The 22302-nt window shown below is 43.5% G+C and carries 16 protein-coding genes; 1 reads left to right on the top strand and 15 read right to left on the bottom strand.

The window, feature by feature from the left end; translation table 11 throughout:
- Positions 1–40: 40 nt before the first annotated feature.
- Entirely contained in the window at positions 41–2071 is a 2031-nt protein-coding gene (gene glgB / locus PG766_RS08880) for a 1,4-alpha-glucan branching protein GlgB (RefSeq protein ID WP_270590742.1), read from the bottom strand.
- Between the two features lie 180 nt (positions 2072–2251).
- Positions 2252–5047, bottom strand: a complete 2796-nt coding sequence (locus PG766_RS08885; protein WP_270590743.1) for a tetratricopeptide repeat protein — start codon at positions 5045–5047, stop codon at positions 2252–2254.
- A gap of 1330 nt (positions 5048–6377) precedes the next feature.
- Here PG766_RS08885 and PG766_RS08890 point away from each other — a divergent pair.
- Positions 6378–7787, top strand: coding sequence for an amidophosphoribosyltransferase (locus tag PG766_RS08890; protein ID WP_055155981.1), 1410 nt, complete (start codon positions 6378–6380; stop codon positions 7785–7787).
- Between the two features lie 285 nt (positions 7788–8072).
- Here the strand turns inward: PG766_RS08890 and PG766_RS08895 are convergent, their stop codons facing one another.
- The 13 genes from PG766_RS08895 to PG766_RS08955 all read right to left on the bottom strand — a co-directional run bounded on the left by PG766_RS08895 (position 8073) and on the right by PG766_RS08955 (position 22260).
- The gene (locus tag PG766_RS08895; RefSeq protein WP_173699834.1) at positions 8073–10082 is read right to left on the bottom strand and encodes a beta-propeller domain-containing protein; all 2010 of its coding nucleotides are present in this window, start codon (positions 10080–10082) and stop codon (positions 8073–8075) included.
- Positions 10083–10110: 28 nt separating this feature from the next.
- A complete protein-coding gene (locus PG766_RS08900) occupies positions 10111–10578 on the bottom strand; it encodes an RNA polymerase sigma factor (RefSeq protein WP_117558118.1) in 468 nt (155 codons plus the stop codon).
- 119 nt (positions 10579–10697) lie between these two features.
- Positions 10698–12989, bottom strand: coding sequence for a hydratase (locus PG766_RS08905; protein WP_173699836.1), 2292 nt, complete (start codon positions 12987–12989; stop codon positions 10698–10700).
- 11 nt (positions 12990–13000) lie between these two features.
- Positions 13001–14104 carry a PucR family transcriptional regulator gene (locus PG766_RS08910; protein ID WP_117835936.1) on the bottom strand — a complete coding sequence of 368 codons (1104 nt, stop codon included), beginning with the start codon at positions 14102–14104 and terminating at the stop codon, positions 13001–13003.
- Between the two features lie 141 nt (positions 14105–14245).
- A complete protein-coding gene (locus PG766_RS08915) occupies positions 14246–14773 on the bottom strand; it encodes a signal peptidase I (RefSeq protein WP_173699838.1) in 528 nt (175 codons plus the stop codon).
- Between the two features lie 31 nt (positions 14774–14804).
- A complete protein-coding gene (locus PG766_RS08920) occupies positions 14805–15803 on the bottom strand; it encodes a MucBP domain-containing protein (RefSeq protein WP_270590744.1) in 999 nt (332 codons plus the stop codon).
- 4 nt (positions 15804–15807) lie between these two features.
- Positions 15808–16563, bottom strand: coding sequence for a sortase B protein-sorting domain-containing protein (locus PG766_RS08925; RefSeq protein ID WP_173699842.1), 756 nt, complete (start codon positions 16561–16563; stop codon positions 15808–15810).
- 13 nt (positions 16564–16576) lie between these two features.
- Positions 16577–17338 carry a hypothetical protein gene (locus PG766_RS08930; protein ID WP_243257361.1) on the bottom strand — a complete coding sequence of 254 codons (762 nt, stop codon included), beginning with the start codon at positions 17336–17338 and terminating at the stop codon, positions 16577–16579.
- Between the two features lie 12 nt (positions 17339–17350).
- On the bottom strand, positions 17351–17881 hold the full coding sequence (locus PG766_RS08935; RefSeq protein WP_173699846.1) for a hypothetical protein: 531 nt from the start codon (positions 17879–17881) through the stop codon (positions 17351–17353).
- Positions 17882–17896: 15 nt separating this feature from the next.
- Positions 17897–18931 carry a DUF5979 domain-containing protein gene (locus PG766_RS08940; RefSeq protein WP_173699848.1) on the bottom strand — a complete coding sequence of 345 codons (1035 nt, stop codon included), beginning with the start codon at positions 18929–18931 and terminating at the stop codon, positions 17897–17899.
- A gap of 28 nt (positions 18932–18959) precedes the next feature.
- Positions 18960–19826 (bottom strand): class C sortase, encoded by an 867-nt coding sequence (locus PG766_RS08945; protein WP_044998870.1) that lies wholly within the window; start codon positions 19824–19826, stop codon positions 18960–18962.
- A gap of 33 nt (positions 19827–19859) precedes the next feature.
- Entirely contained in the window at positions 19860–20729 is an 870-nt protein-coding gene (locus PG766_RS08950) for a class C sortase (protein WP_055297455.1), read from the bottom strand.
- 88 nt (positions 20730–20817) lie between these two features.
- A complete protein-coding gene (locus tag PG766_RS08955) occupies positions 20818–22260 on the bottom strand; it encodes an isopeptide-forming domain-containing fimbrial protein (protein ID WP_173699850.1) in 1443 nt (480 codons plus the stop codon).
- Positions 22261–22302 lie beyond the last annotated feature (42 nt).

Here is a 22302-nt window from a genome sequence, read left to right on the forward strand (position 1 = left end):
TATGATGAATATTTTGCGCAGATTGCATTGACTTGCTATGTTAAAATTCGAATACAGCAACACCGTATGGCGGAAGATCGTAACCAAATGAATATGGTCTTCCATCACATTCCTGTTTCTTTGCTTTATATACTGCCGGGCGGGCTTTTCCGCTTCCGCCATACTGCAATTCATCACTGTTCAGTACCAGGCGGTACTGTTTGCCGCGTGGTACGCCGACACGGTACTCCGGTCGTTCGATCGGTGTGAAGTTACATACGAATAAAAGGTTCTTTTTTGCGCCCTTTGAATGACGGATGAAGCTGTAAATACTTCGTGAGCTGTCATCTGCATTGACCCACTCAAAGCCTTCCATGCAGGTATCCTGTTCATACATGGCTTTGTTGTGTGTGTAAAGATGCAGCAGGTCACGGTAGAAATTCTGGAGTGCCTGATGCTCCGGCTCTGCAAGGAGATACCAGTCAAGCTCACGCGCCTCGCTCCACTCACGTAGCTGTCCGAAATCCTGTCCCATGAAAAGAAGCTTCTTGCCAGGATGTCCCATCATGAAAGCATATCCGACTTTCAGGTTGGCGAATTTCTCAAATCCAAGACCAGGCATCTTATTGAGCATAGAACATTTTAGATGTACCACTTCATCATGTGATAATACAAGAATATAATTCTCGCTGTATGCATAGGTTAAGGCAAATGTCATACCGTAGTGGTCGCCTTTGCGGAAATATGGATCCAGCTTCATGTATTCGGTAAAGTCATGCATCCATCCCATGTTCCACTTCAGGCTGAATCCAAGACCATCATCTTCCGGTTTGCCCGTTACTTTTGGCCATGCAGTGGATTCTTCTGCGATCATCAGTGCGCCAGGGTTACGTCCGGTAGTAACGGAATTCAGATGCTTGAAAAATTCGATTGCTTCCAGATTCTCATTGCTGCCGTATTTGTTGGCGATCCACTGACCGTCTTCTTTACCGTAATCAAGATACAGCATGGAAGCAACAGCATCTACGCGGAGACCATCGATGTGATAATGTTCGATCCAGAACAGTGCGTTGGCGATCAGGAAGTTCTTAACTTCTGCTTTACCATAATCGAAGATCTTGGTTCCCCAGTCCGGATGTTCCCCTTTCTTAGGATCTGCATATTCAAAGGTAGCTGTGCCGTCAAAATCAGCGAGTCCGTGTGCATCGCGTGGAAAATGTGCCGGTACCCAGTCTAGGATTACGCCAATCTTATTCTTATGGAAATAATTGATCATATATGCGAAATCTTCCGGCGTACCATAACGGGAGGTCGGAGCATAATATCCGGTCACCTGATATCCCCAGGAGCCGTCAAATGGGTATTCTGAAATTCCCATCAATTCGATATGAGTATACCCCATCTTTTTTATGTAGTCTGTAGCTGCATGCGCAAATTCACGGTAGCTGTAGAACCCCTCATCTTCACGTCCCGGATGGCGCATCCAGGAACCGATATGTGCTTCATAAATGGAAATCGGTGAGGAATGGAAATCCCATTCTGCCCGGTGCTTCATCCAGACACTGTCACTCCATTTTAAATGGGAGATATCAGCAATCCTTGAGGCAGTTCCCGGTCTCAACTCTGCACTGTTCGCAAATGGATCAGCTTTGTAAAGCTTATCTCCGGTCTGTGTCTCGATACAGTACTTGTAAAGCTGTCCGAGCTGTGCTTCCGGAACAAATGCGGTATAGATTCCAAGCGGTTCCTGACGCTTCATAACGTTTGCATCTTCACTCCAGCCGTTGAATTCACCGATTACGGAAACTGATCTGGCATGTGGAGCCCATACTGCGAAAGATACGCCGGATTTTTTGCCATCTTTTACAAAATGTGCACCCATTTTTTTATAGATTTCATAATGGGTTCCCTGTCCGAATAAATATTGATCTAATTCGCCGATTCTATAATCAGCGGGTTTATCTTTTGTTACAGTTTTTACAGACTTTTTAGCAGCAGTTTTAGCAGCTGCCGGTTTTTTTACAGTAGATTTTTTTACGGCCGTCTTGTGGGTCGTGTTGGTCTGTTGTGCTGTTGTTTTTTTTACTGCCATCCCATTCACCTTCTATCAAAGATATTTAGGAATATTATACTAGAAATAGCGATAAAAAGAAAGAGTTTTGGACAACTTATACACTTCTTATGTAAGATGTCTAAAACTCTTTGTTTATAGTTATCGGTTTGGTCTGCATATACAAAAGAACGCGCCGGAAGCGCGTTCTTTGTAGAAATCTTATGATTTAAAATCATCTTCTTTCAGGATGATGTGGTCTGAATTATCAGTGTTTCTTCCAAATACCCGTTTCACAAGATGTTTTACATTTGCTTTCTGGGAATGTGAAATTGCTTCATCCATGATCTCTTTTACTTCTGCAACAGTAACCGCATGATCTTCTCTCTGCATCATATCGATCCGGCTGTATAATGCAAGGATTCCCATTTCATCGATACGGTATCCGTTTTCCTTAGCATAGGTCTGACCGAATGTAACCAGTTCATCATTGATGAATACCGGAAGCTCCAGTCTGGAAGTAAATTTACGTTTGAATTCGCGATGGGATGCAAACATTCTTTCCAGCGGTTTCTTCTGGTCTTCCAGAAGGAAGAGAAGTTCACCGGTCTGTTCATCCATCATATCATTCAGTTCACGGATGGTTCTGTCATTCATCTTGGAAGCTTTTTCGATGATCAGTGCGCCACCGTTCAGCTTATCGATGATACTTCCGATGTCCTTTTTGTTCAGAGAATCACCGGTTACGATTGCAACTTTACCCTGTTTGAGTCTGCGCTGTTTCTGGATTGCTTTTACAATATCAACTGCGAGGACTGTTTTTCCGCTTCCCTTGCGGCCAAGGATCAGGATGTTGCCTGTGCGGGAAGTTCCATAACGGTTACGGCAACGTTTGTCGTTATCAAGGATTTCAACAAGCTGTTCGCTAACACCACGGATCGGTACGAAGTAAGAGAACAGCTGCTTCTGCTCTTCAGTAAGTCCAAGCTTCAGTCCGATCTCACTTGTTGCACTCAGATCGTAACGACCCTGTACAACGAATCCGGTATCGAATTTACCCATGCGTTCGGTGATTTCATCTTCTGACGGTTCTTCGATTTCAAGAACTTCGTCAATATCAGGAGTTGGCGCTGATTTTGAAGTTTCTTTCTTTGGCTCAGGAGCCGGTTTCTCGTCAAATTCAAGATCAAGATAATCATCACTGCTATCTAATTCTTCTTCATCTTCAAAGGAATCAAGGTCTGCAAAATCACCATCATCTTCGTCAGAATCATGATCATCGATATCGAGAGCAGATTCTTTTTCAAAATCAAAATCCTCTTTATGATCTTCATCTAATTCATCATCAATCTGGTAGTCATCTTCGTCTTCATCCTCGTATTCTTCCTCATCGTCATACTCGGAATCATCCTCATCTTCGTATTCTTCGTCGTCATCATACTCGGAATCATCTTCATCCTCGTATTCCTCGTCGTCGTCATACTCGGAATCATCTTCATCTTCGTATTCCTCGTCGTCATCATACTCGGAATCATCTTCATCTTCGTATTCCTCGTCGTCGTCATACTCGGAATCATCTTCATCCTCGTATTCCTCGTCGTCGTCATACTCGGAATCGTCTTCATCCTCGTATTCCTCGTCGTCATCATACTCGGAATCATCCTCATCCTCGTATTCAGCTTCTTCATCGTAAACCGCATCCGATTCATCATCTTCTTCGGAGTCAACGATTTCTTCAAAATCATTTTCTTCCGGATCTTCTTCGTCAGTGTCTGAAGCTTCTTTGGATGAATCTTCCGGGCTTTCAGTCGCTTCATCTTCTTCATCATCAACGAAATCTTCAGCATCTTCATCGGTGATTTCAGGCTCTTCACCATTTTCAAGCTGTTCCATCAGTTTGCGGATATCATCAGAAAGGATTGGTTTTGTAGCTCCAAGAACTTCCTCTTCTTCTTTCTTCTTCTCGCGCAGGGCTTTTTCTTTCTCAGCTTCCTCCTGGCTCTTTTCAAGAATCTTTGCATTTTCACGCTGGGTTGCTTCCCAGTTGGCAAGAATTTCTTCAATCTTCATCTTACCGGTCATCTGTGAATCGTCTGAAGCAGATTCAGGAGCAACTGCACCACTTGCAACGGCAACACCGGCTTTCAGGGCATCTGAAAGGGAAGCACCGGAAATGGTTGTGGAAATATCGGAAGTGCTTCGAATCCGGGTTTTTGGCTGTGACTCAGCTTCTGGTTCGGAAGCATGTGTCCGGGCCATTGGCTCTGGAAGATCCGGAAGATCAATACTGTCGGTGACATGTACATCTTTGCGGACCTTGTCTGCAATTCGTGGATTCGGTTCCGGACGTCCTTTGGATTTTCGGAAGGAAGGTTTTCTCTTGGAAGAATCCTTACGGCCGATACCATCATTTCGATGATCGTATTTTTCCTGCTGAAGTGGAGTCAGCGGTTTGTATTTCATTTTAAGTTCCATTGCCTGGTATACATAAGTACCTTCGCTGAACCAGAGAATCAGATCATCACATTCATCAAGACATTCGGAAGTCATACCGGCTTCAGCGTATAATCTGGCAAGTTCATATGCCCATTTTTCAACGTATTCAGAATGCTTGAAATCTTCAAGAGCTTCAATCTGTTCTTTGACTGGCGCTTTCTGTGCTTTTAAGATCTTATACCGGAGAATGTACTGGTTTGGATCTTTCGGAGCAAGCTTGACAAATTCTTCGTAGCAATCAGCTGCTTCATCGAAATGTCCCAGCTTCAGAGAAATAATTCCCAGGCGGTATACAACCTTTCTGCTGGAAGGTGCTTTATCATACGCAATAAATAAGGTATCACGTGCTTTACCAAGTTCCCCCGCATTTTCATAGATTTCGCTTACGGTAGAGAGCATGGCGGTATTTTTTACTTTACGCCAGTCGATCGTATCTGCAATCGACATCGCTTTCTGGTAAGACTTCTGTTCGGCATACGCAAGCATCTGCTCTGTCTTTGCGCGATATTCATATTTATCCAACGTTTCTCACCTCATATGATTATTATTAATTATTTTACTTTTCCTCAGTAAGTCTGACTTTTGTACCAGAAACGGAAAACAAAAGTCTTATAATTTTACTTACTAAGTGTATCATAGAGCGTTGTCAATGTCAAAAATTACGGCTGATATTTTTCAGAAATGTTAAAAAAATATTACAAAAAATTCACAAATTGGGAGCTGGTAACAGAAAAAAAGGAGACAGCCATCTTTTAAATGGCTGTCTCGGAATATTCAATTGTAATTTTTATTTTATAATTTTTATTTTTATATCGGAGGAATTAAGTAATTCTTATTCCTGTAAGTTCTTTGAGCATTTCATATGATATTCAGATTTTATAAAATTTATAAAAATGAAATCATATGAATCGATTTTGATCAATTCTGATCTTTTGTTATTTTATATAATCAGGTAATTCAATTTTTGTATTTATCAGCTTTCTCGTCACTGTTAAATTTACTTATCAATGAATGTTTCTTTACACATTTTCTGATCTTGAATTACTGTGGTATTTACTTCAATATGTCAACAAATGCTGAATCTTTTTATATCTTATAATCGCTTCCGGTTTATCTACTACTCCGACCTTTTTTATCATTAACTTTTCTCTTACCGGATTATAATCTATGGTTAAGGCTCATCTCACAGGAATTTACATTTGCCATACCATTAACATATTGAGTTTTAGATGATGAAATATCCAACGGTCAAAGCCTCCTTCCTTTCGTTCTCGTTCCAAAATTTTATCCGGATATTTTTTTTCTCTTATACTTTTTTCTGTTCAGAAGTCAGATATCAATTTTCTTTTATTATTATAAATTATCAATTTTAAAAATTGTTCTCTACACACTCCGCTTACAAAACGCTCATAACCAAAATGTATAGTTGCTTTTTTAAAACTTTCTAACCTTCAAATAACAATTATTCTTGTTACCCTTTTCTGATCTGGCTCTTCATCTTATACTCTTGGCGAGTATATATGAAACTATGTAACAGATTAAAAAAATATCTTTTTGAAATTCCCTTTCTCGTCAGGAACTTCTTTTCTTTTGGATTGACTTAATAATAACACCCAAATACTTATTTGTCAATATAATTTTGAAATAATTTTGGTAAAATTAGAAAGAATTGAAATTGTAATATATATATCAGAAAATTCAAACAATTATAAATACGATTAGAAATAGTTATAGCCATTTGCAATATATTCGGGGTTTTGCTATTGTTTCCGTCCATAAATGCATGATACACTAAAAAATAGATGAAAAATACAGGCTATGGCATTGGGATAAAGAAAGGAGACCTACAGATATGGGAGGATTTTTTGGCGTTGCATCAAAAGAAGCATGTAATCTGGATCTTTTTTATGGAACAGATTATCATTCGCATCTTGGAACCCGCCGCGGAGGTATGGCTACTTACGGAAGTGATGGCTGGAAGAGAGCGATTCATAATATTGAAAATTCGCCGTTCCGTACAAAATTTGAGAAAGATGTTGATACAATGAAGGGAAATATTGGAATTGGATGTATTTCAGATTATGATCCACAGCCAATTCTGATCCAGTCGCATCTGGGGTGCTTTGGAATTACGACAGTAGGTAAGATCAATAATGCGGATCAGCTAATCCGGAATCTTTATGAAAATGGACATACACATTTTCAGTCTATGACCAATGGACAGATCAATTCTACAGAGCTGGTTGCGGCATTGATCTGTAAAAAGGATTCGTTTGTTGAGGGAATCCGTTATGTGCAGTCAGTAGTTGAAGGCTCGATGACGCTTCTGCTTCTGACAGAGAATGGAATTTATGCAGCCAGAGACCTTCTCGGACGTACACCGGTTGTGATCGGAAAGAAAGAGAATGCATACTGCGTTTCCTTTGAAAGCTTTGCATATATCAACCTTGGATACACAGATTACAAAGAGCTGGGACCTGGGGAAATCGTCTACGTGACACCGGAATCTGTGGAGACTGTAAGTCCTGCATGTGAAAAGATGAGAATCTGTTCGTTCCTGTGGGTATACTATGGATATCCTACTTCTTCTTATGAAGGGGTTGGTGTAGAAGAAATGCGTTACAACTGTGGAAAGCTTTTAGCACAGAGAGATGACCATTCGATCGACGTGGATATTGTTGCAGGAGTTCCGGATTCGGGTATCGCTCATGCGATAGGCTATGCAAATGAATCAGGTATTCCGTATGCAAGACCATTTATCAAATATACTCCGACCTGGCCAAGATCCTTCATGCCGACAACACAGAGTCAGCGTAATCTGATCGCCAGAATGAAACTGATCCCGGTACATAGTCTGATCGAAGACAGGAGCCTGCTGCTGATCGATGATTCTATCGTGCGTGGCACACAGCTCCGTGAGACGACAGAGTTCCTGTATCAGAGTGGCGCAAAAGAAGTGCATGTCCGCCCGGCATGTCCACCGCTTCTGTACGGATGCAAATATTTGAACTTCTCCCGTTCCAAATCAGACCTGGATCTGATCACAAGAAGGATCATCCGTGAGTGGGAAGGCGACAATGATGTCAATGTACTGGGTGAATATGCGGATCCGAACAGTGACCGGTATGCAGCAATGCTGGAGGAAATCCGCAAGAGACAGAATTTCACTTCACTTCGTTATCACAGACTGGATGATCTGATCAAATCAATCGGGATTGATGCATGCCAGGTATGTACCTACTGCTTTAACGGTGTGGAATAACAGGTAAATGAAAATAGAAAACAGGTGTCCACGTAAGTATATCTTAGTGATATATCCCCGTGGGCACCTGTTTTTGGGTATACGATGAGCCAAGTGCAGATTTGTGCTTGCACAAGGATCTGCATTTGGCGAATGTACATCATCGAGCTGTTAAGCGAGATGATGTACAAAGTATAAGAATCGAGTAGGAGTCAGCCTACTCGATTATATACGATTTTGGTGTATACAATGAGGTGGGATGGTGTACAAAGTATGCGGAGCGGCAGCTCCTTCTGCAAAGCTGCACTATAGCAGCAGATCATCTATCTTCACATAGTCTCCCATCCGGTATGCTTCAATTGCATTTCCATTGATCACATAGAACTTTTCGTTTGCATACACACCGCGGGTTCCAAGATAAGAATTACCGTTGACTTCCTCCTGCATCTGTACCTGGAAGCCCTGATCTTTATCGTAAGAAAGGATCACATACTGGTTGGCAGATCCGGAAAGCGGAAAGCCGATCAGATTCTTTTCCGGATCAACCAGTGCTGCACGGTAGTCAGAAAAAACATCCGAGTAATAGTACTGATCCAGTGTGTACTTGCTGACTTCCTTCACATCCGAAGGATCACTGATATCAAACATGGAGATCTTTACCCCGTTTGTAATGCCATTTTCGTCGGTATCCATACCGATGCCAAGAAGCAGGTTATCACTGTAAAAATGCAGGTATTCCGAAAAGCCGGGAATTTTCAGCTTGCCAAGGATCTTCGGATTCTCCGGATCGGAAAAGTCTACGGAGAATAAAGGATCTGTCTGTTCATAAGTTACAAAGTAACCGGTATTGCCCAAAAATCTTGCGGAATAGACCTGTTCATTTTTGGCAAGATCCTCGATCTTACCGATTGTTTTCAAATCTGCATCCAGCACATAGACTGCATTGGACTGTGAAGAGCTTCCGGCATTGTGCGTAACCGTTGTCACCAGCCGCAACGTATTGTCATACTCATCAATGCTGAAGGAATCGTTCAGATATCCTTTTACTTTGCCCTGGGCAGAGCCGGAAAGTTTTCCTTTATTGTAAGACAGCTTGCGGAGGATCGTCTGATTCTTTGCCGCAAGATTATCTGCGAGGATACTGCTGTTCGCATACTCGTAAATATAAATGTTGTTCTCACTCACATAGACTTCGCCATTCTCAGACATGACTGCTTTCTGGTCTGCTGCCTTATCCGGACTGGAAGCGGAAACGGAGCTGACAATAAGGTACTGGTCTGCTGCATGGTTCGTTGGGAGATAGATATCCGACTGCTTCAGAAGATTGTCACCAACAAGCGGAACATAGGAAGGATAATCTTTTTTGGTGATCGTATCGTAAATATAATAGTCACTGAATACATACAGGTATCCGTCTTTAAAACGTGAAGTGCGGTAGTAACCACTCTGATCCACGGTTCCGATGGATTTCGGATTGTTGATATCTGTCAGATCGTAAGTCTGGATACGGGTACAGCTGCCGCGGTACAACGTCTTGCTATCAGAATCAACCTGCGTGTTCTGCATGTTGCCAAGGACAAAAAGCTTCTGGTCACTTAAGTAAAATTCGGATGCCTGAAAATTCTCATTCAGCGAAATGCCGGAAACAACCTTCATCTGATCAGACCGGATATCTACAATGGAAATTTCCTGTGAGTTTGCTTTCAGTGTATAAAGATAACTTCCATCCGTTTTTACAATGTCTGCTTCACCGACGCCCTCTGTGCGGATGTTGGTATCGGAAAATGAAGTATCCACAGCACGTGCAGAGGCTGTTGAAGAATCCGAAGAGGAGCTGGAACTATCGGTACGTGCACCATTGTCGGCTGTTTCAGTTGAATACATGACAATTCCGCCGTCGGTTGAACCGGTAACAGATGAAGAATCCAACTCATCCTGATAAGATTGCAGGTATGTGTAGACTTCATCATAATCGGTTGCCGTCTCTAAAGTATCGGAAGAGGCAAGCTTACCGGAGGATGTACCGATTGAAGAACTGCCTTTTGTGGAAGAAGTGGCTGAGTCTGAAGAAAGATTCTGCTGGCGGATGTGGGCGCCAATGCCGACAACCAGTACCAGTGCGGCAGCGATAAGTCCTCCGCGCATCCGGTGGCCGCGGGAAAATCCATGCTTTTTCGGGATATGTCCGGAAGCCTGAGTGCGGTTATGCTCTTCCAGCATTTTCATAATCTGATCCGGTGCAAGGCTTTCCGGAACAGGAGTTTTTTCCGTAGATTGTTTTATTTTATCCAGTATTTCTTTTTCGTGATCTGTCATATGAAACACCTCCTATTACTCTTTTATCCTACTCTTTCAGAAGCCAGCTCATCTTTTCGAGGGCACGCTTTCTGCGGGAGCGGACTGTATTCGGGTTCATTTTTAGCATTTCTCCGATCTCTTTACTGTTGTAACCGCCATAGACGGATAAGCCGATGATCAGCTGATCGTCTTCATCGAGAATAAGAAAAGCACGCTCGACATCTGTGCGGAGTCCGTCACAGTATGTAGCAGAAGCATGATCTTCTTTCAGCTCGGTCTCGGTCCGTTCACGGCTCTTTAACTTCCGGCGGCACACATTTGCCAGAATCTGAAAGATCCAGGAACGGAATGCTTCTTCTTTGCGTAATTTATGTATATTCTCATAGGCGGAAAGAACGGCTTCACTGACGGCGTCTTCTGCATCCTGCGGATGATGCATCATGCAGAGCGCAAAACGATACAGATCCTGATAAACCGTCTTATATAATTCTTTAAATGCAATTGCATCGATCATAAAGTCCCTCCTCTCAAAATCGGTTCTTTGTATATAAGAGTATAAAAAAGTCGGAAGTGTTGCAAAAAGGGACAGAAAAATTTCCGTCCCTTTGAAATCATATCATTTTCTGAGAAAAATTAACCTTTGTAATAGTTGATCAGACATCCTTTGAGGATGATCTCACGTTCTGCATCCGTCAGATCACCGAGTTTCAGATCGATCTCTTTCAGATCATCGCCTACGACATAAGCCTTGATCGTGGAAGCTTTGTCTTCTACTGCTTTGCGGATATCCGGCACGAAGAGATAGTCACCGTTCCTGAAAGAAAGCTTTGTGTGTTCCTCTTCGGTAATAAACGGAAGCATGCCCCAGTTGATCAGGTTCGAGCGGTAACGTTTGGTTGCGTACTCATTCGCAATATTCGCCCAGCCGCCGAGAACCTTCTGGCAGGAAGCAGCCTGTTCACGGGCAGAACCATCGCCAGGTTTGACCGCGAAAATGGTACTTCCGACACCGATATTTCCTTTGCCGACTTCCGGATAAGACTTCTGGATTGCTGCCATCACCGGTTTTAATTCGTCCAGTACATCCAGTGGACAAGTACCTGCTTCAATCGCTTTCTGGGCTTTCTGGACCTCTTTTGCGCGTCCTACATAGGCAGGATCCTTTCTGGAAAGTGCAAATTCAGCAAGTCCAAGCGGGTTGGAACGATAAGAAGAAGTCTCGCCGGACGGGATCAGTTCGTCTGTCGTTGTAACCGGATCGTGGATCTCAGATACGACCTTCAGGATCAGATTCTCAGGAAGAGCGCTCATTGCCGGCCAGTCTTTGATGTTCGGTCCGAATTTGATCTCAACCGAAGGATCAGCAACGCCGTGGCTGTCAAATACACGGTTGGCGTAAATTCTGGAATCAAAGTGGTAGGTCGGGTTCTTGTATTCAATATCAAAATCTGTTGCCGGAGTAAGGAAACCTTTGTTCGCAGCAGTTGCGGCAATGGAACGTGCATCCATAAGGGCAACAGATGCGATCTGTCCACTCTGCAGCTTGCTTCCTTCACGGTTCGGGAAGTTACGGGTAGAGTGACGGATGGAAAATGCATTGTTTGCCGGGGTATCCCCTGCACCGAAGCACGGTCCGCAGAAGGCTGTCTTCACGATCGTACCGGCTTCCATCAGGTCAGCAACCGCACCATTTTTCACAAGCTCCATGTAGATCGGTGTACTTGCCGGGTAAACACTGAAGGTAAATTCATCTGATCCGATGTATTTGCCACGGATGATGTCTGCGGCAGCACAGATATTTTCAAAACCGCCACCGGCACAGCCTGCGATGATACCCTGATCGACATAAAGTTTACCATTTACGATCTTGTCCTGAAGAGAGTAATCCACAGCACCGTCCAGGCTTACCAGCGCGCGCTGCTCTACATCGTGGAGAACATCTGCAAGGTTGGCATTGACATCCTCAATGGTGTAGACATTGGACGGATGGAACGGCATGGCGATCATAGGCTTGATTTCACTCAAATTGACGTATACAAGACCGTCATAGTAAGCGACTGCGCCAGGCTCCAGTTTCCTGAAGTCATCACTTCTTCCGTGGATATCGTAGAACTCTTTGATCTTGTCATCGGTTCTCCAGATAGAAGAAAGGCAGGTTGTCTCTGTCGTCATAACATCGATTCCGATACGGAAGTCTGCACTTAATTTGCCAACGCCAGGTCCGACAAATTCCATGACCTTGTTATTGACATAGCCATTGCCGAAGGTTGCGCCGATGATAGCAAGGGCAACGTCCTGCGGTCCGACACCTTTCACCGGTTCGCCGTCCAGATAGATTCCGACAACGCCCGGCATCTTGATATCATAAGTCTTGTTCAGAAGCTGTTTTACAAGTTCCGGTCCGCCCTCTCCCATTGCCATGGTACCGAGTGCACCATAACGGGTGTGGCTGTCAGAACCAAGGATCATCTTGCCGCCGCCTGCGAGCATTTCACGGGCAAACTGGTGGATAACGGCCTGATGAGGCGGAACATAGACACCGCCGTACTTCTTCGCACAGGTCAGTCCAAACATGTGGTCATCTTCATTGATCGTACCGCCGACTGCACACAGAGAGTTATGGCAGTTGGTCAGAACATAAGGGATCGGGAATTTCTCCAGTCCGGATGCTCTTGCAGTCTGGATGATTCCGACAAAGGTAATGTCGTGCGAAGTCAGCTTGTCAAATTTGATCTGAAGCTGCTGCATATTACCGGAAGTATTATGCGCACTTAAGATCCCATAAGCCATTGTCTCTTTTGCAGCAGCTTCTTTTGTTGTCTCAATCCCTGTCTTGCTTTTTACGGCAGCAAGTGCATCGGGTGCATCTGCAATTACCTCAGTACCGTGTAAAAGATAGGCACCGCCTTCGTATAATTTCACCATATCATGTCCTCCTATTTTCTGTTTTCTATGAATTTCATGTGGTCTGCGACCATCAGAGCAATCTTAAATGTCAGGGCGTCCTCAAACACTCTGACATCCAGCCCGGTCTGCTTCTGGATCTTCTCCAGCCGGTAGACGAGCGTATTCCGGTGGACGAAAAGCTGTCTCGCTGTCTCCGAAATATTCAGGCTGTTTTCAAAAAATTTATCAACTGTGGATAAGGTTTCTTCGTCAAACTGATCAACGGTATTTCCGGCAAATACTTCTTCCAGGAACATCTCGCATAAGGAAACGGGAAGCTGGTGGATCAGCCGTCCGATACCGAGTTCGCGGTAGGATAAAATATTGCGTTCCGGATAGAAGATACGTCCCACATCCAGAGCCATGCCTGCTTCTTTGTAAGACTGTGAGACCTCTTTGAGTTCGGGAATGATGGTTCCGAAGGAAAGCCGGACATTGACCATAGCTTCGGTGTTGATCGCATTCACCAGCATATCGGCAGTCGAACGGATCGTATCATAATCATCCGTACTGTCAAGGGACTTGATCAGAATAATATGTCCCTCATCTACGGCAGTAACAAAATCACCGGTTCCCGAGGAATAAATCCCACGGATCATATCCAGGACGATCGTGTCATCCGGATTCTTCGGTTCGATCAGATAGACGACTCTGCGCTGCTCCACTGTAATACCAAGCTTTTTCGCCTGATTGTAGATATCTACGAGAAGCAGGTTATCCAGGAGCAGGTTCTGGATAAAACGGTTACGGTCAAGACGTTCGCTTCCGGATCTTAAAAGGCTCTCCAGCTGGCAGACACTTAAGCGTCCGCTGGTATGCACATCAATCTCATTATTGTGCTCGATCACGAAAATATAAGTCAGTTCATCATCATCATAAACCGGAAACAGGCCATAGCATTCATCCAGGTGCTCCTCCGATACGCCGGTAACCTCCAGCTCTTTTAAAAATGAGCAGACAGCTTTTTTTACTGCAGGCTTCTCCTTACCTACAGCTGCAAGCATCACTCCGTCTGTGTTCCAGATGGAACAGTTACACTCGATGATATCCCCTATTTCATTGATTGTTCTCTGTAAAATCTGGTTGGATAACAATCCATTCACCTCTCCATTCTTTTCAATATATGACAAATGGGAGAATTGTGAAATTCCCCCATCTTCTTCTGACAATACAATCTGATATTATTTTAGCAAATGTTTTACACTTTAGCAAGTTAAAATGAAAAACGTTCTCTCTTATTCGTCTTCGTCATCGCGTCTGTCAAGCATGGCAGCAACGATTTCAAGAATCAAAGCAAGACCGATCATAGATGCAGCGGCAATCTTTCCAGCAGTGCCGGTTGCAGTCTGTGCGATACCGCCAACAACCGGAACAGAAAGCTTTACTTTTCCGATGTAGTTGTTGTAAGGGATCGGATTCATATCTTTTTCCTTATTGGCATCCCCTTTTGTGATAAACTGTCCCATCGCCGGGCTGTTGGATACTACACGGTGGGTGATGATCGAGCCGTCTGCATTGTTGCTGTAAAAAGCAATGACATCATCTTTGACGATCGTGTCTGGTTCTTCATACCGGACATAGACCAGGCTTCCCGTCGGGATCGCCGGTTCCATGCTCCCACTGATCACGGTATACATCTGAAAACCAAAAGCTTTCGGAAGCGTCAGCGGAATACAGGCAAGAATCAGTACTGTCAGTAAAACAGTGCCCAGTGCACTGCAAAATGCAGCCACTGGGCTTTTCTTTTTCTTCGTTCTCTTCAAAAAAGACTTCTCCTTTAGTGCCGCGCTTTTTTTATTTTGCACGTTTTTTCAAGAATACGATCAGTCCTGCGAGAGCTGCTACTGCAACAACGATAATAGCGATTCCTGCTGCGATCGGAGTTTTGCTCGTCTTGTCTTTCGCATCGATATTTCCTTTTGGAGTGTCTTCATCATCCAGATCTACCAGAGACTTTGGTGTCTGTTCATCCGGTGCGGTGGTCGTATCGTCTGTCGTATCCTGAGAATTGTCTGCATTCGTTGTACCACCGGCAGTACCGCCTGTTGTAGTACCACCCGCTGTAGTGCCACCTGCTGTAGTGCCACCTGCTGTAGCACCACCTACTGTAGTACCTGTACCAGTACCGGCGGCTGCACCTGTTGTACCGGCAGCTCCGGTTGTACCTGCTGCACCGGCAGGAGTTGCGGTTCCAGGAACTGTTATTGTGACGGTAGTTGTTGTCTCAACGATACGGTCTGTAGCTCCCGGTGTGTAGGTAAACGTAAATACATTCTCAGATTCATTATCACTCAAAGTCTTCGTAAGTGCAAGAGCATCTGGAATATAATTTTCAATATAACGGTAAGCAACGACCGGTTTATCACCGATATTGCCATAGAATGTCTGACTTTCTGCCAGTGATTTACCGGATGCATCCTGATAATTTACGGTATAGGCAACCATATTGCCTTTGATTCCGTAAGCGACTACATAGTCGGCATCTTTATCAACGGTAAAGGAAGGAGCCGCAAGTGTTTCGTTATTGTCACGTCCGCTGAGACGGATTCCTTTGACATAATACTTGTCGTCTGTTACCTGGATGTCATTCAGATTGAAAGTAACGGTAGAACCGGAAGCAATGTTTGTCTGCTCGATCTTGTTCTGTCCGTTAATTGTTCCTTTGTTACCTGCGGATAATGTTACCTTGTAGGTATACGGTGTAGTATCATCTGCCATAACGCTCATTGTGGATGCACCGAGTGTCATGGATACAGTCAGAAGAGAAACCAGTAATCTTTTCCATTTTTTCATCTGCTTACTCTCCTTTCTGTCTGCGTCTTTTTGTGTTCTTATTGAGTGTGTAGATACCATATGCAAGAAGGATCAGTCCACTGATGAGTGCAAGCACACAGAAGAGAAGAACTCTTGCGGTATCACCGGTCTTAACGGTGTTGGTTGTCTTAACAATCTTATTCTTGGTGATGGTTTTGCCGGCTGAAACCTTTTCTACTGCAAAGTTCATGCGGAGCTTTGCGAGTGTGAGCTGATAACCGTTGCCCTGTGTCTCACCTTCAACACCGACGGTAAGGTGTACCGTTCCGGTATTATTGGAAGCAAGTCTTCCGAGGTAGAAATATTCTTGGGTTGAGCTATCGATCTGCTTCAGACCTTCTCCTGCTTTGGAAGCACCTTCCCCTCCGACAGTTGAGCTGTCATAGAGTACCTTTTCGGCATTGTCACTTCCAACATAGGTCAGCTTGTATTCGTAAGCACCACCTTCTGCGGAAGACTGTGCATCCTCCAGTGTCTGGATCACTTCATTGGTCATGTACCAGTCGGTATCCGTACTGTCGGAGTTCTTAAGCTGAACCTTGAGCTCGATGCTGTCGCCCGGCTGGATATTTGCCAGCTCGTCAGTCACATCGGAGCTTTTAAAATTACTTTCCATCTTGCCGCCGGTGAAATTAACCTGCCATCCGTCGGCTCCCTGATAATCCTTTGCAAATGCAGTTGTGTGTACCCCTGCTGCCATTATCACTGTCATGGCGAGGCACAAAATTTTCTTTTTCATACTCTGTACCTCCCTACTGTAAGCTCATTGTTGTTTCGTCGTCTGATACATTTATGTCCACGCCCCAGGCACTCTTGATCGCGTCCTTTGCGTTGTGTGTCTGAACTGCATCCACCTCTGCGTCAATGTGGAAGGTGTAGCCATTGTACTTGTAAGTATAAGTGATGCTTTTTCCTTTTTCAGATTCGGTTACATGTTTTGTTACATCCGATGCAATCGAAGGATTGATGCGGAGTGTATCCGATAATGCCGGTGTGGTATCTCCGGCTGCAACTGCCTTTGTATAATAAAGAACGGTACGCTCTTTCGTAGACTGTGCGTTTGCAATCTGCCATCCATTGTCTGTGAGGAAGTTCAGCTCGATCAAATCCGGTGAAAGAGTGGTATTCTTCTTTCCTTCTTTGTCCTGCCAGCTCTTTGTAATGATGACACGTACAAAGGTGTCGATCGTACCGCTGTTCTTGACGCTGATTGCTTCGTTATATTTTTTGCCCGGTGTAAATGTATCATCCTTTCCGAGAAGATCTGTGAGAAGCTCGCCTTCTGAGGTTCCCTTCCATTCATTGTTCGATACATAATCCCGGCTGCTGACTACTTTGTCATTTTCCAGAAGAGATACGCCGATACTCTGCATATTCATCTGTGCGGAATAATTCTCACTGTAGTAAGTGAGTGCGGCGCGTGTACTGCCGACAGTGCTTCCAACCAGCAGGAGTGCTGCGGCTGTCAGAACCAGGGCAGGTTTTTTTGGAAATGATTTCTTTTTCTTTTTCATTCTCATTACCTCCTACTCTGTCGTCTGTGTGCTGTCGTCTTTGATTACGTGGTTCCAGTCGGCGTATGGTGTACCATCGTTGTCGTAGAGAACCGGTGTGCATTCCTGGATAACTACGATGTTGAATTCTTCTGGTTTGTCATCCCCTTCCGGGAACTTATAAGTGATATTGAGTTCCTGTTCGGTTGTCTTGCCTGCCGGAAGGACATCGTCGTAACACCAGTAGGAGACATTCTTGTCATTCTCGTCGACCATTTCGGTCCATCCGCCGTCCGGAGCGTTGTATGTAAGTGCTACCGGAGCGAATGCCGTTACTCTTACGAAGCAGTCATAATCACCGATATTGCTGATCGTGACATGCTTCCCGTTTTGATCTACTGTTTCATTTGGGATGGTTTCTGTAAATCCCATATTCATTGTTACACCGCCACCGGCTGTCGAATAGGTTGTAAAATACGCCATCGCGCTTCCAACTGCCAGGGTTCCGGTAAGAGCAAGTGTTGCTGCTGCCATGATAAGTGGTTTCTTATGTAACTTTCTCATTCCGACTCCCCCTTCCTAGTTCTTTTCTGCCGGTTCGGTGTACTGATACTGACCATTTTCGTCCAGCTTGAAATTATTTTTTACACCGTAGCCGCCATTGGTACGTCCATCGTGTTTGTTGATAAATGAAACCTCTGCCGGTCTGAATTCTACTTCGGTTTCTTTTTCAGGATTAGCAATGATGTCTGTTTCCTGACTTTTAGCAGAAGCGAGTTCATAGCTTGCACCGCTGTAAACCTCCGTTACCTTGACATGAGATCCAGCAGGAATTTTTTCGATCGTTACAGAATCGCTACCTGCTGCATTGAAGGTAAGCTCTTCGATTCTGGTTTCGGTCTTCTTATCCAGTGTTGTGATATCGATCTGGAATACGAACGTTGCATTGTTACCGAAGGTAGCATTGTGATCTACCAGTTCCTTATTGATCACCAGATTACCGTATCTTACGTGCTGTTCCGGTTTCAGACCAACTGCACTGTTGTATTCTTTGGTCAAATCGTAGATCCAGTCATCACTTGCACCGTTACCACTGTAGTAATTATTGGTCGGAAGTGATACAAGGTAAGGAGTAAAGGTATAAGTATAATTGGTTGTAATCACTTTTGGTGTATCTACAAGGTAAAGTCCGGTATCCAATTTATCTTGGTAGCCTCTTCCGTTCTGCAGTGTAACGGTTTCGGTTGGATCAACAACCGTATTTCCCTTTGAATCTGTCAACTTACCTTGTGCTTCTTTGGCACGTTCTGCCCAGGTAGCAGCTGCAGTATCCAGGTTATCAGCACTTACGGATGAAAAATCCAGTTTTGAAAATGCACCGGTTGCGGTATAGTTGCCGGATACATCAACTGATGCAACTTTGTACAGATTGACCTGAACAGTAACGTCGTCATTTAGAAGTTCACTGTTTCCACCAATGTCAAATTGGATGGAACACTCTGCATCGGTATCGATCGCGCTTGCGGCTTTCGCACCCGGAAGAGTGAGCAGTGGAAATGTAAGAGCGACAGCTAAGAGAAAAGTACTTCCCTGTTTTAATCGTTTATTCATCATCGCCTCATGTCCTCCTTAAAAATCTTGGTTATTCTTTGTGAGCTTTTCTCTTGGAAAGGAATCGCAAGAGAATGATCACAAGAATCGTGATTGAAAGTCCTAAAATTAAATAGAGCATATAATAATTCTGAATGGCTTTTACCATAGAATCTGTAACTGATTCGGTAGCATCCTCTTCGCCGTTATATGGAACTCTGGTTCCTCTTACGAGAAGACGATGGGAGTTGACTCCATATGGTGTACAGGTAAATAAAGTTACCTGATCTTTTCCTTCTTCAATCTGGAGTGCTTTCTCCAGTGTTTCATGATCGTCTTTGTCTACCATCGGAAGAATCTGGTCTACCTTGTAGGCAAGGACTTCATCCAGTACATGGATGTAAAATTTATCGCCAACTTCGAGCTGATCGATATCGGTAAAAAGCTTTGCGCTTGGAAGTCCACGGTGAGCTGCGAGAACACTGTGGGTACTCTCCCCTCCGATCGGAAGCTTTGTGCCGTTCAGATGTCCGACACCGGTCTGCAGATCCTTGTCACCGGTGCCATGGTAAATGGCAAGCTTGATGTTGATCTTCGGAATGGAAAGATATCCCATTACTCCGTCATCTGCAACGTTCAGGATCTTCCAGTATTCGGTGTCTTTGATGTCATTTTCATCTTCACCAAATACATCTCCGTAGAGGTTGTTCTGCTGAATGGTATCATTGAAAGCTTTTGCCTTTTCCCACTCAGAGGTGAAGTCCTCCGGTTCCATGTCCTGTATTGTATTGTCATAGCTGCTGATCAGCTGATTCTGTCTGTAGGTGTTCCACTGGTTGGATACCATCGGATAGATCAGAATCCCAAATCCTATCAAGAATAACAGACCGAAAAGGAAGGTTGAGATTTTTCTTTTCATAGGCATATTCCCTTTCTCGTTCTTATTCTCTTTTTAAGAGGTCTCATTTTTCTTCTTTTGAAGCTTCTTCTCCTTTAAGTATAACACAAGGATGAAGATTGTGGTAATTACAAGACCAATAATTACCCATAAAAGATAATTTGTATGAAGACTAATTCCGCTGAGCGGTGTCTTCTCATCGGCAACTTCCTGTTCCACATAAGGTACTCTGTGACCACGGACCAGAAGCCGCTCGGTATTGACTCCGTATGGAGTACAGGTTAAAAGTGTTACAAGATCTTTTCCTTCTTCTACTGCAAGAGAGGAAGTTTCTTCCGGTTTTACTACGGAAATCTTGTCGACTTCATAACATAATGTTTCGTTTAATACATGGATCAGAAAATGATCGCCTTCTTCCAGCTGATCCAGATCGGTAAAAAGAGACGCACTCGGAAGTCCACGGTGTGCGGAGATAACGGCGTGTGTACTTTTACCGCCGATTGGAAGAGAGCTTCCTTCCAGATGTCCAGCTGCCTGTTTGAGAACATCTTCGTCGGTAGTGTGGTAGATCGGAAGCTTGATGTCAATCTTCGGGATCTCCACGATTCCCATCATCTCGTCACCGGCAATATTCAGAGCATCCATGTAGGACTGGTCTTCTTTGTCACTGGCTGCGGCAACTGCAAATGAGTCAGGAAGGATACTTGGAAGTAAGGCTTCGTTGTAAGCTTCTGCTTTCTGCAGTTCTGCGTCATAATCAATCTCATGTGCTGCATCCTTTTCGGATACAGTCTGTTCATAACTGCTGATCAATTGCTTTTGCCTGTAGTTATTCCACTGGTTTGCAACGAATGGATACAGCAGTAAGGACAACCCGGCTAAAAATATGATGCCAATAATAAGTTTGTTTGTTTTGCGTTTCATCCGAACTCTCCTTGCTGTTGTATTATTTTTTAGGAATCCGGGGCGACCTGCCCCGGATTCAATATCTGATTATAAATAATTATTGCAATTATTTGTTGTCTGATTTCTTGCGGCTTGCGAAGAACAGACCAGCTGCTGCGATCATGATAACGCATCCAGCGATTGTGAAGATTGTTGTACCGATACCACCGGTTGATGGAAGAGCGGAAAGTTTTGTATCATTTAACTGACCTTCATTATATAATTTAGCTGTAGCAACATCTCCATTTACAGTAAGTGTAAGAGTTTTACCATCTGTATTGATAGAATATCCTTCTGGTGCTTTAGTTTCTTCGAAATGATAAGAACCAACATCTAAACCTTCTACATCAATCATACCGTTTTCATCTGTTACAAGTGTTGCTGTAGCATCTTCTGCATCCGGAGCATATTTATATTTTCCATTCTCCTGCTTTGTGAATGTTAATGGTACTTCTTCGCCATCTTTATACAATACGAATTCAGCGTTTGCTAAAGCATTATTTACATTGCCATCACCATATTTCAGTAAAACAAGTTCTCCAGTAAATAACTTAACTGGGACATTATCAGCACCGTAGTCTACACCAGCTGCATGACTACCAGCTTTGTTTTCTACTGTTGTTTTGGTTACTTTTGCAGTATAGGTAACTGTGATTTTCTTTCCAGCGTTCGGATTGTCTGTATCAGCAACTAAAGTGTTTAAATTAACGGTAAATCCTTTACCATCTTCATTTACTACGATTTCTCCAACTTGCCCATCTTTGCCTTCCATAGTTACACTATTAACTGCATTTGGACCTGCTAAATAATATTCAGCACCTTTAATTTTATCAGTAATTGTAAATGTTCTGTTTTCAGTATTAGCTGCATCAAGAAATGGTACATATGCTTCAATTGTATAAGTTACGATATCTCCGATTGCTACTACATGATCGTCATCAGCTACTGTTTTGTCTACAGTTGTTGGAGATTTTTTAGCTGTTACTTCTGCATTTGTTAATGCTGGATATGGTTCTCCAAATCCTACATATGCTGTTGCTGTTTTATAAGTAAATCCTGTTTCTTCTGCTTTGATTGCATAAATACCAGCTGCGCTTACTTCGATTTTTGTTTTATCTGTTGATTCTGTGAAACCATTAAGTGCTGCAACTTTACTTAATGCTAAGTCAATTTTTGCTGCTGTAGCAGTTTCTGCAGTTACACCTGTTGGTAATTTAACATTATTATCATTATACTTAATTAATCCCCAGATAACCTGCTGCTGTGCATCATCTGAATCTGTAAGTCCGAATGCTTTTGTAAAGCATGCTCCTGCACCATTAGTAAATGCCCAACCAGAAGTTTTGGTTTCATCTTTCTGGATAATCTGCATATACTCAACTTTATTAGCTGTGTCAAAGTTTTTAAGTGTAATTGTTGCTTTTGCATCCGCTGCAAACGATGTCATACTCATTCCGAGTACCATAGCCAGTGTTAATAACACTGCAAAGATTTTTCTCATCTTCTTCATATTTTGTCTCCTTTTCTTTTAAGGGTTTTGCCCATTTTTTAT

The organism is Coprococcus sp. LG101-27 (assembly GCF_027695515.1).
Lineage (GTDB): Bacteria > Bacillota > Clostridia > Lachnospirales > Lachnospiraceae > Allocoprococcus > Allocoprococcus comes.

Bases quoted from the DNA above. Each gene is read 5' to 3' on its own strand.
- glgB (WP_270590742.1), bottom strand. From the start codon at position 2,071: ATGGCAGTAAAAAAAACAACAGCACAACAGACCAACACGACCCACAAG.
- PG766_RS08920 (WP_270590744.1), bottom strand. From the start codon at position 15,803: ATGAAAAAATGGAAAAGATTACTGGTTTCTCTTCTGACTGTATCCATG.
- PG766_RS08930 (WP_243257361.1), bottom strand. From the start codon at position 17,338: ATGAAAAAGAAAAAGAAATCATTTCCAAAAAAACCTGCCCTGGTTCTG.
- PG766_RS08955 (WP_173699850.1), bottom strand. From the start codon at position 22,260: ATGAAGAAGATGAGAAAAATCTTTGCAGTGTTATTAACACTGGCTATG.
- PG766_RS08890 (WP_055155981.1), top strand. From the start codon at position 6,378: ATGGGAGGATTTTTTGGCGTTGCATCAAAAGAAGCATGTAATCTGGAT.
- PG766_RS08940 (WP_173699848.1), bottom strand. From the start codon at position 18,931: ATGATGAATAAACGATTAAAACAGGGAAGTACTTTTCTCTTAGCTGTC.
- PG766_RS08935 (WP_173699846.1), bottom strand. From the start codon at position 17,881: ATGAGAAAGTTACATAAGAAACCACTTATCATGGCAGCAGCAACACTT.
- PG766_RS08905 (WP_173699836.1), bottom strand. From the start codon at position 12,989: ATGGTGAAATTATACGAAGGCGGTGCCTATCTTTTACACGGTACTGAG.
- PG766_RS08900 (WP_117558118.1), bottom strand. From the start codon at position 10,578: ATGATCGATGCAATTGCATTTAAAGAATTATATAAGACGGTTTATCAG.
- PG766_RS08925 (WP_173699842.1), bottom strand. From the start codon at position 16,563: ATGAAAAAGAAAATTTTGTGCCTCGCCATGACAGTGATAATGGCAGCA.
- PG766_RS08945 (WP_044998870.1), bottom strand. From the start codon at position 19,826: ATGAAAAGAAAAATCTCAACCTTCCTTTTCGGTCTGTTATTCTTGATA.
- PG766_RS08950 (WP_055297455.1), bottom strand. From the start codon at position 20,729: ATGAAACGCAAAACAAACAAACTTATTATTGGCATCATATTTTTAGCC.
- PG766_RS08895 (WP_173699834.1), bottom strand. From the start codon at position 10,082: ATGACAGATCACGAAAAAGAAATACTGGATAAAATAAAACAATCTACG.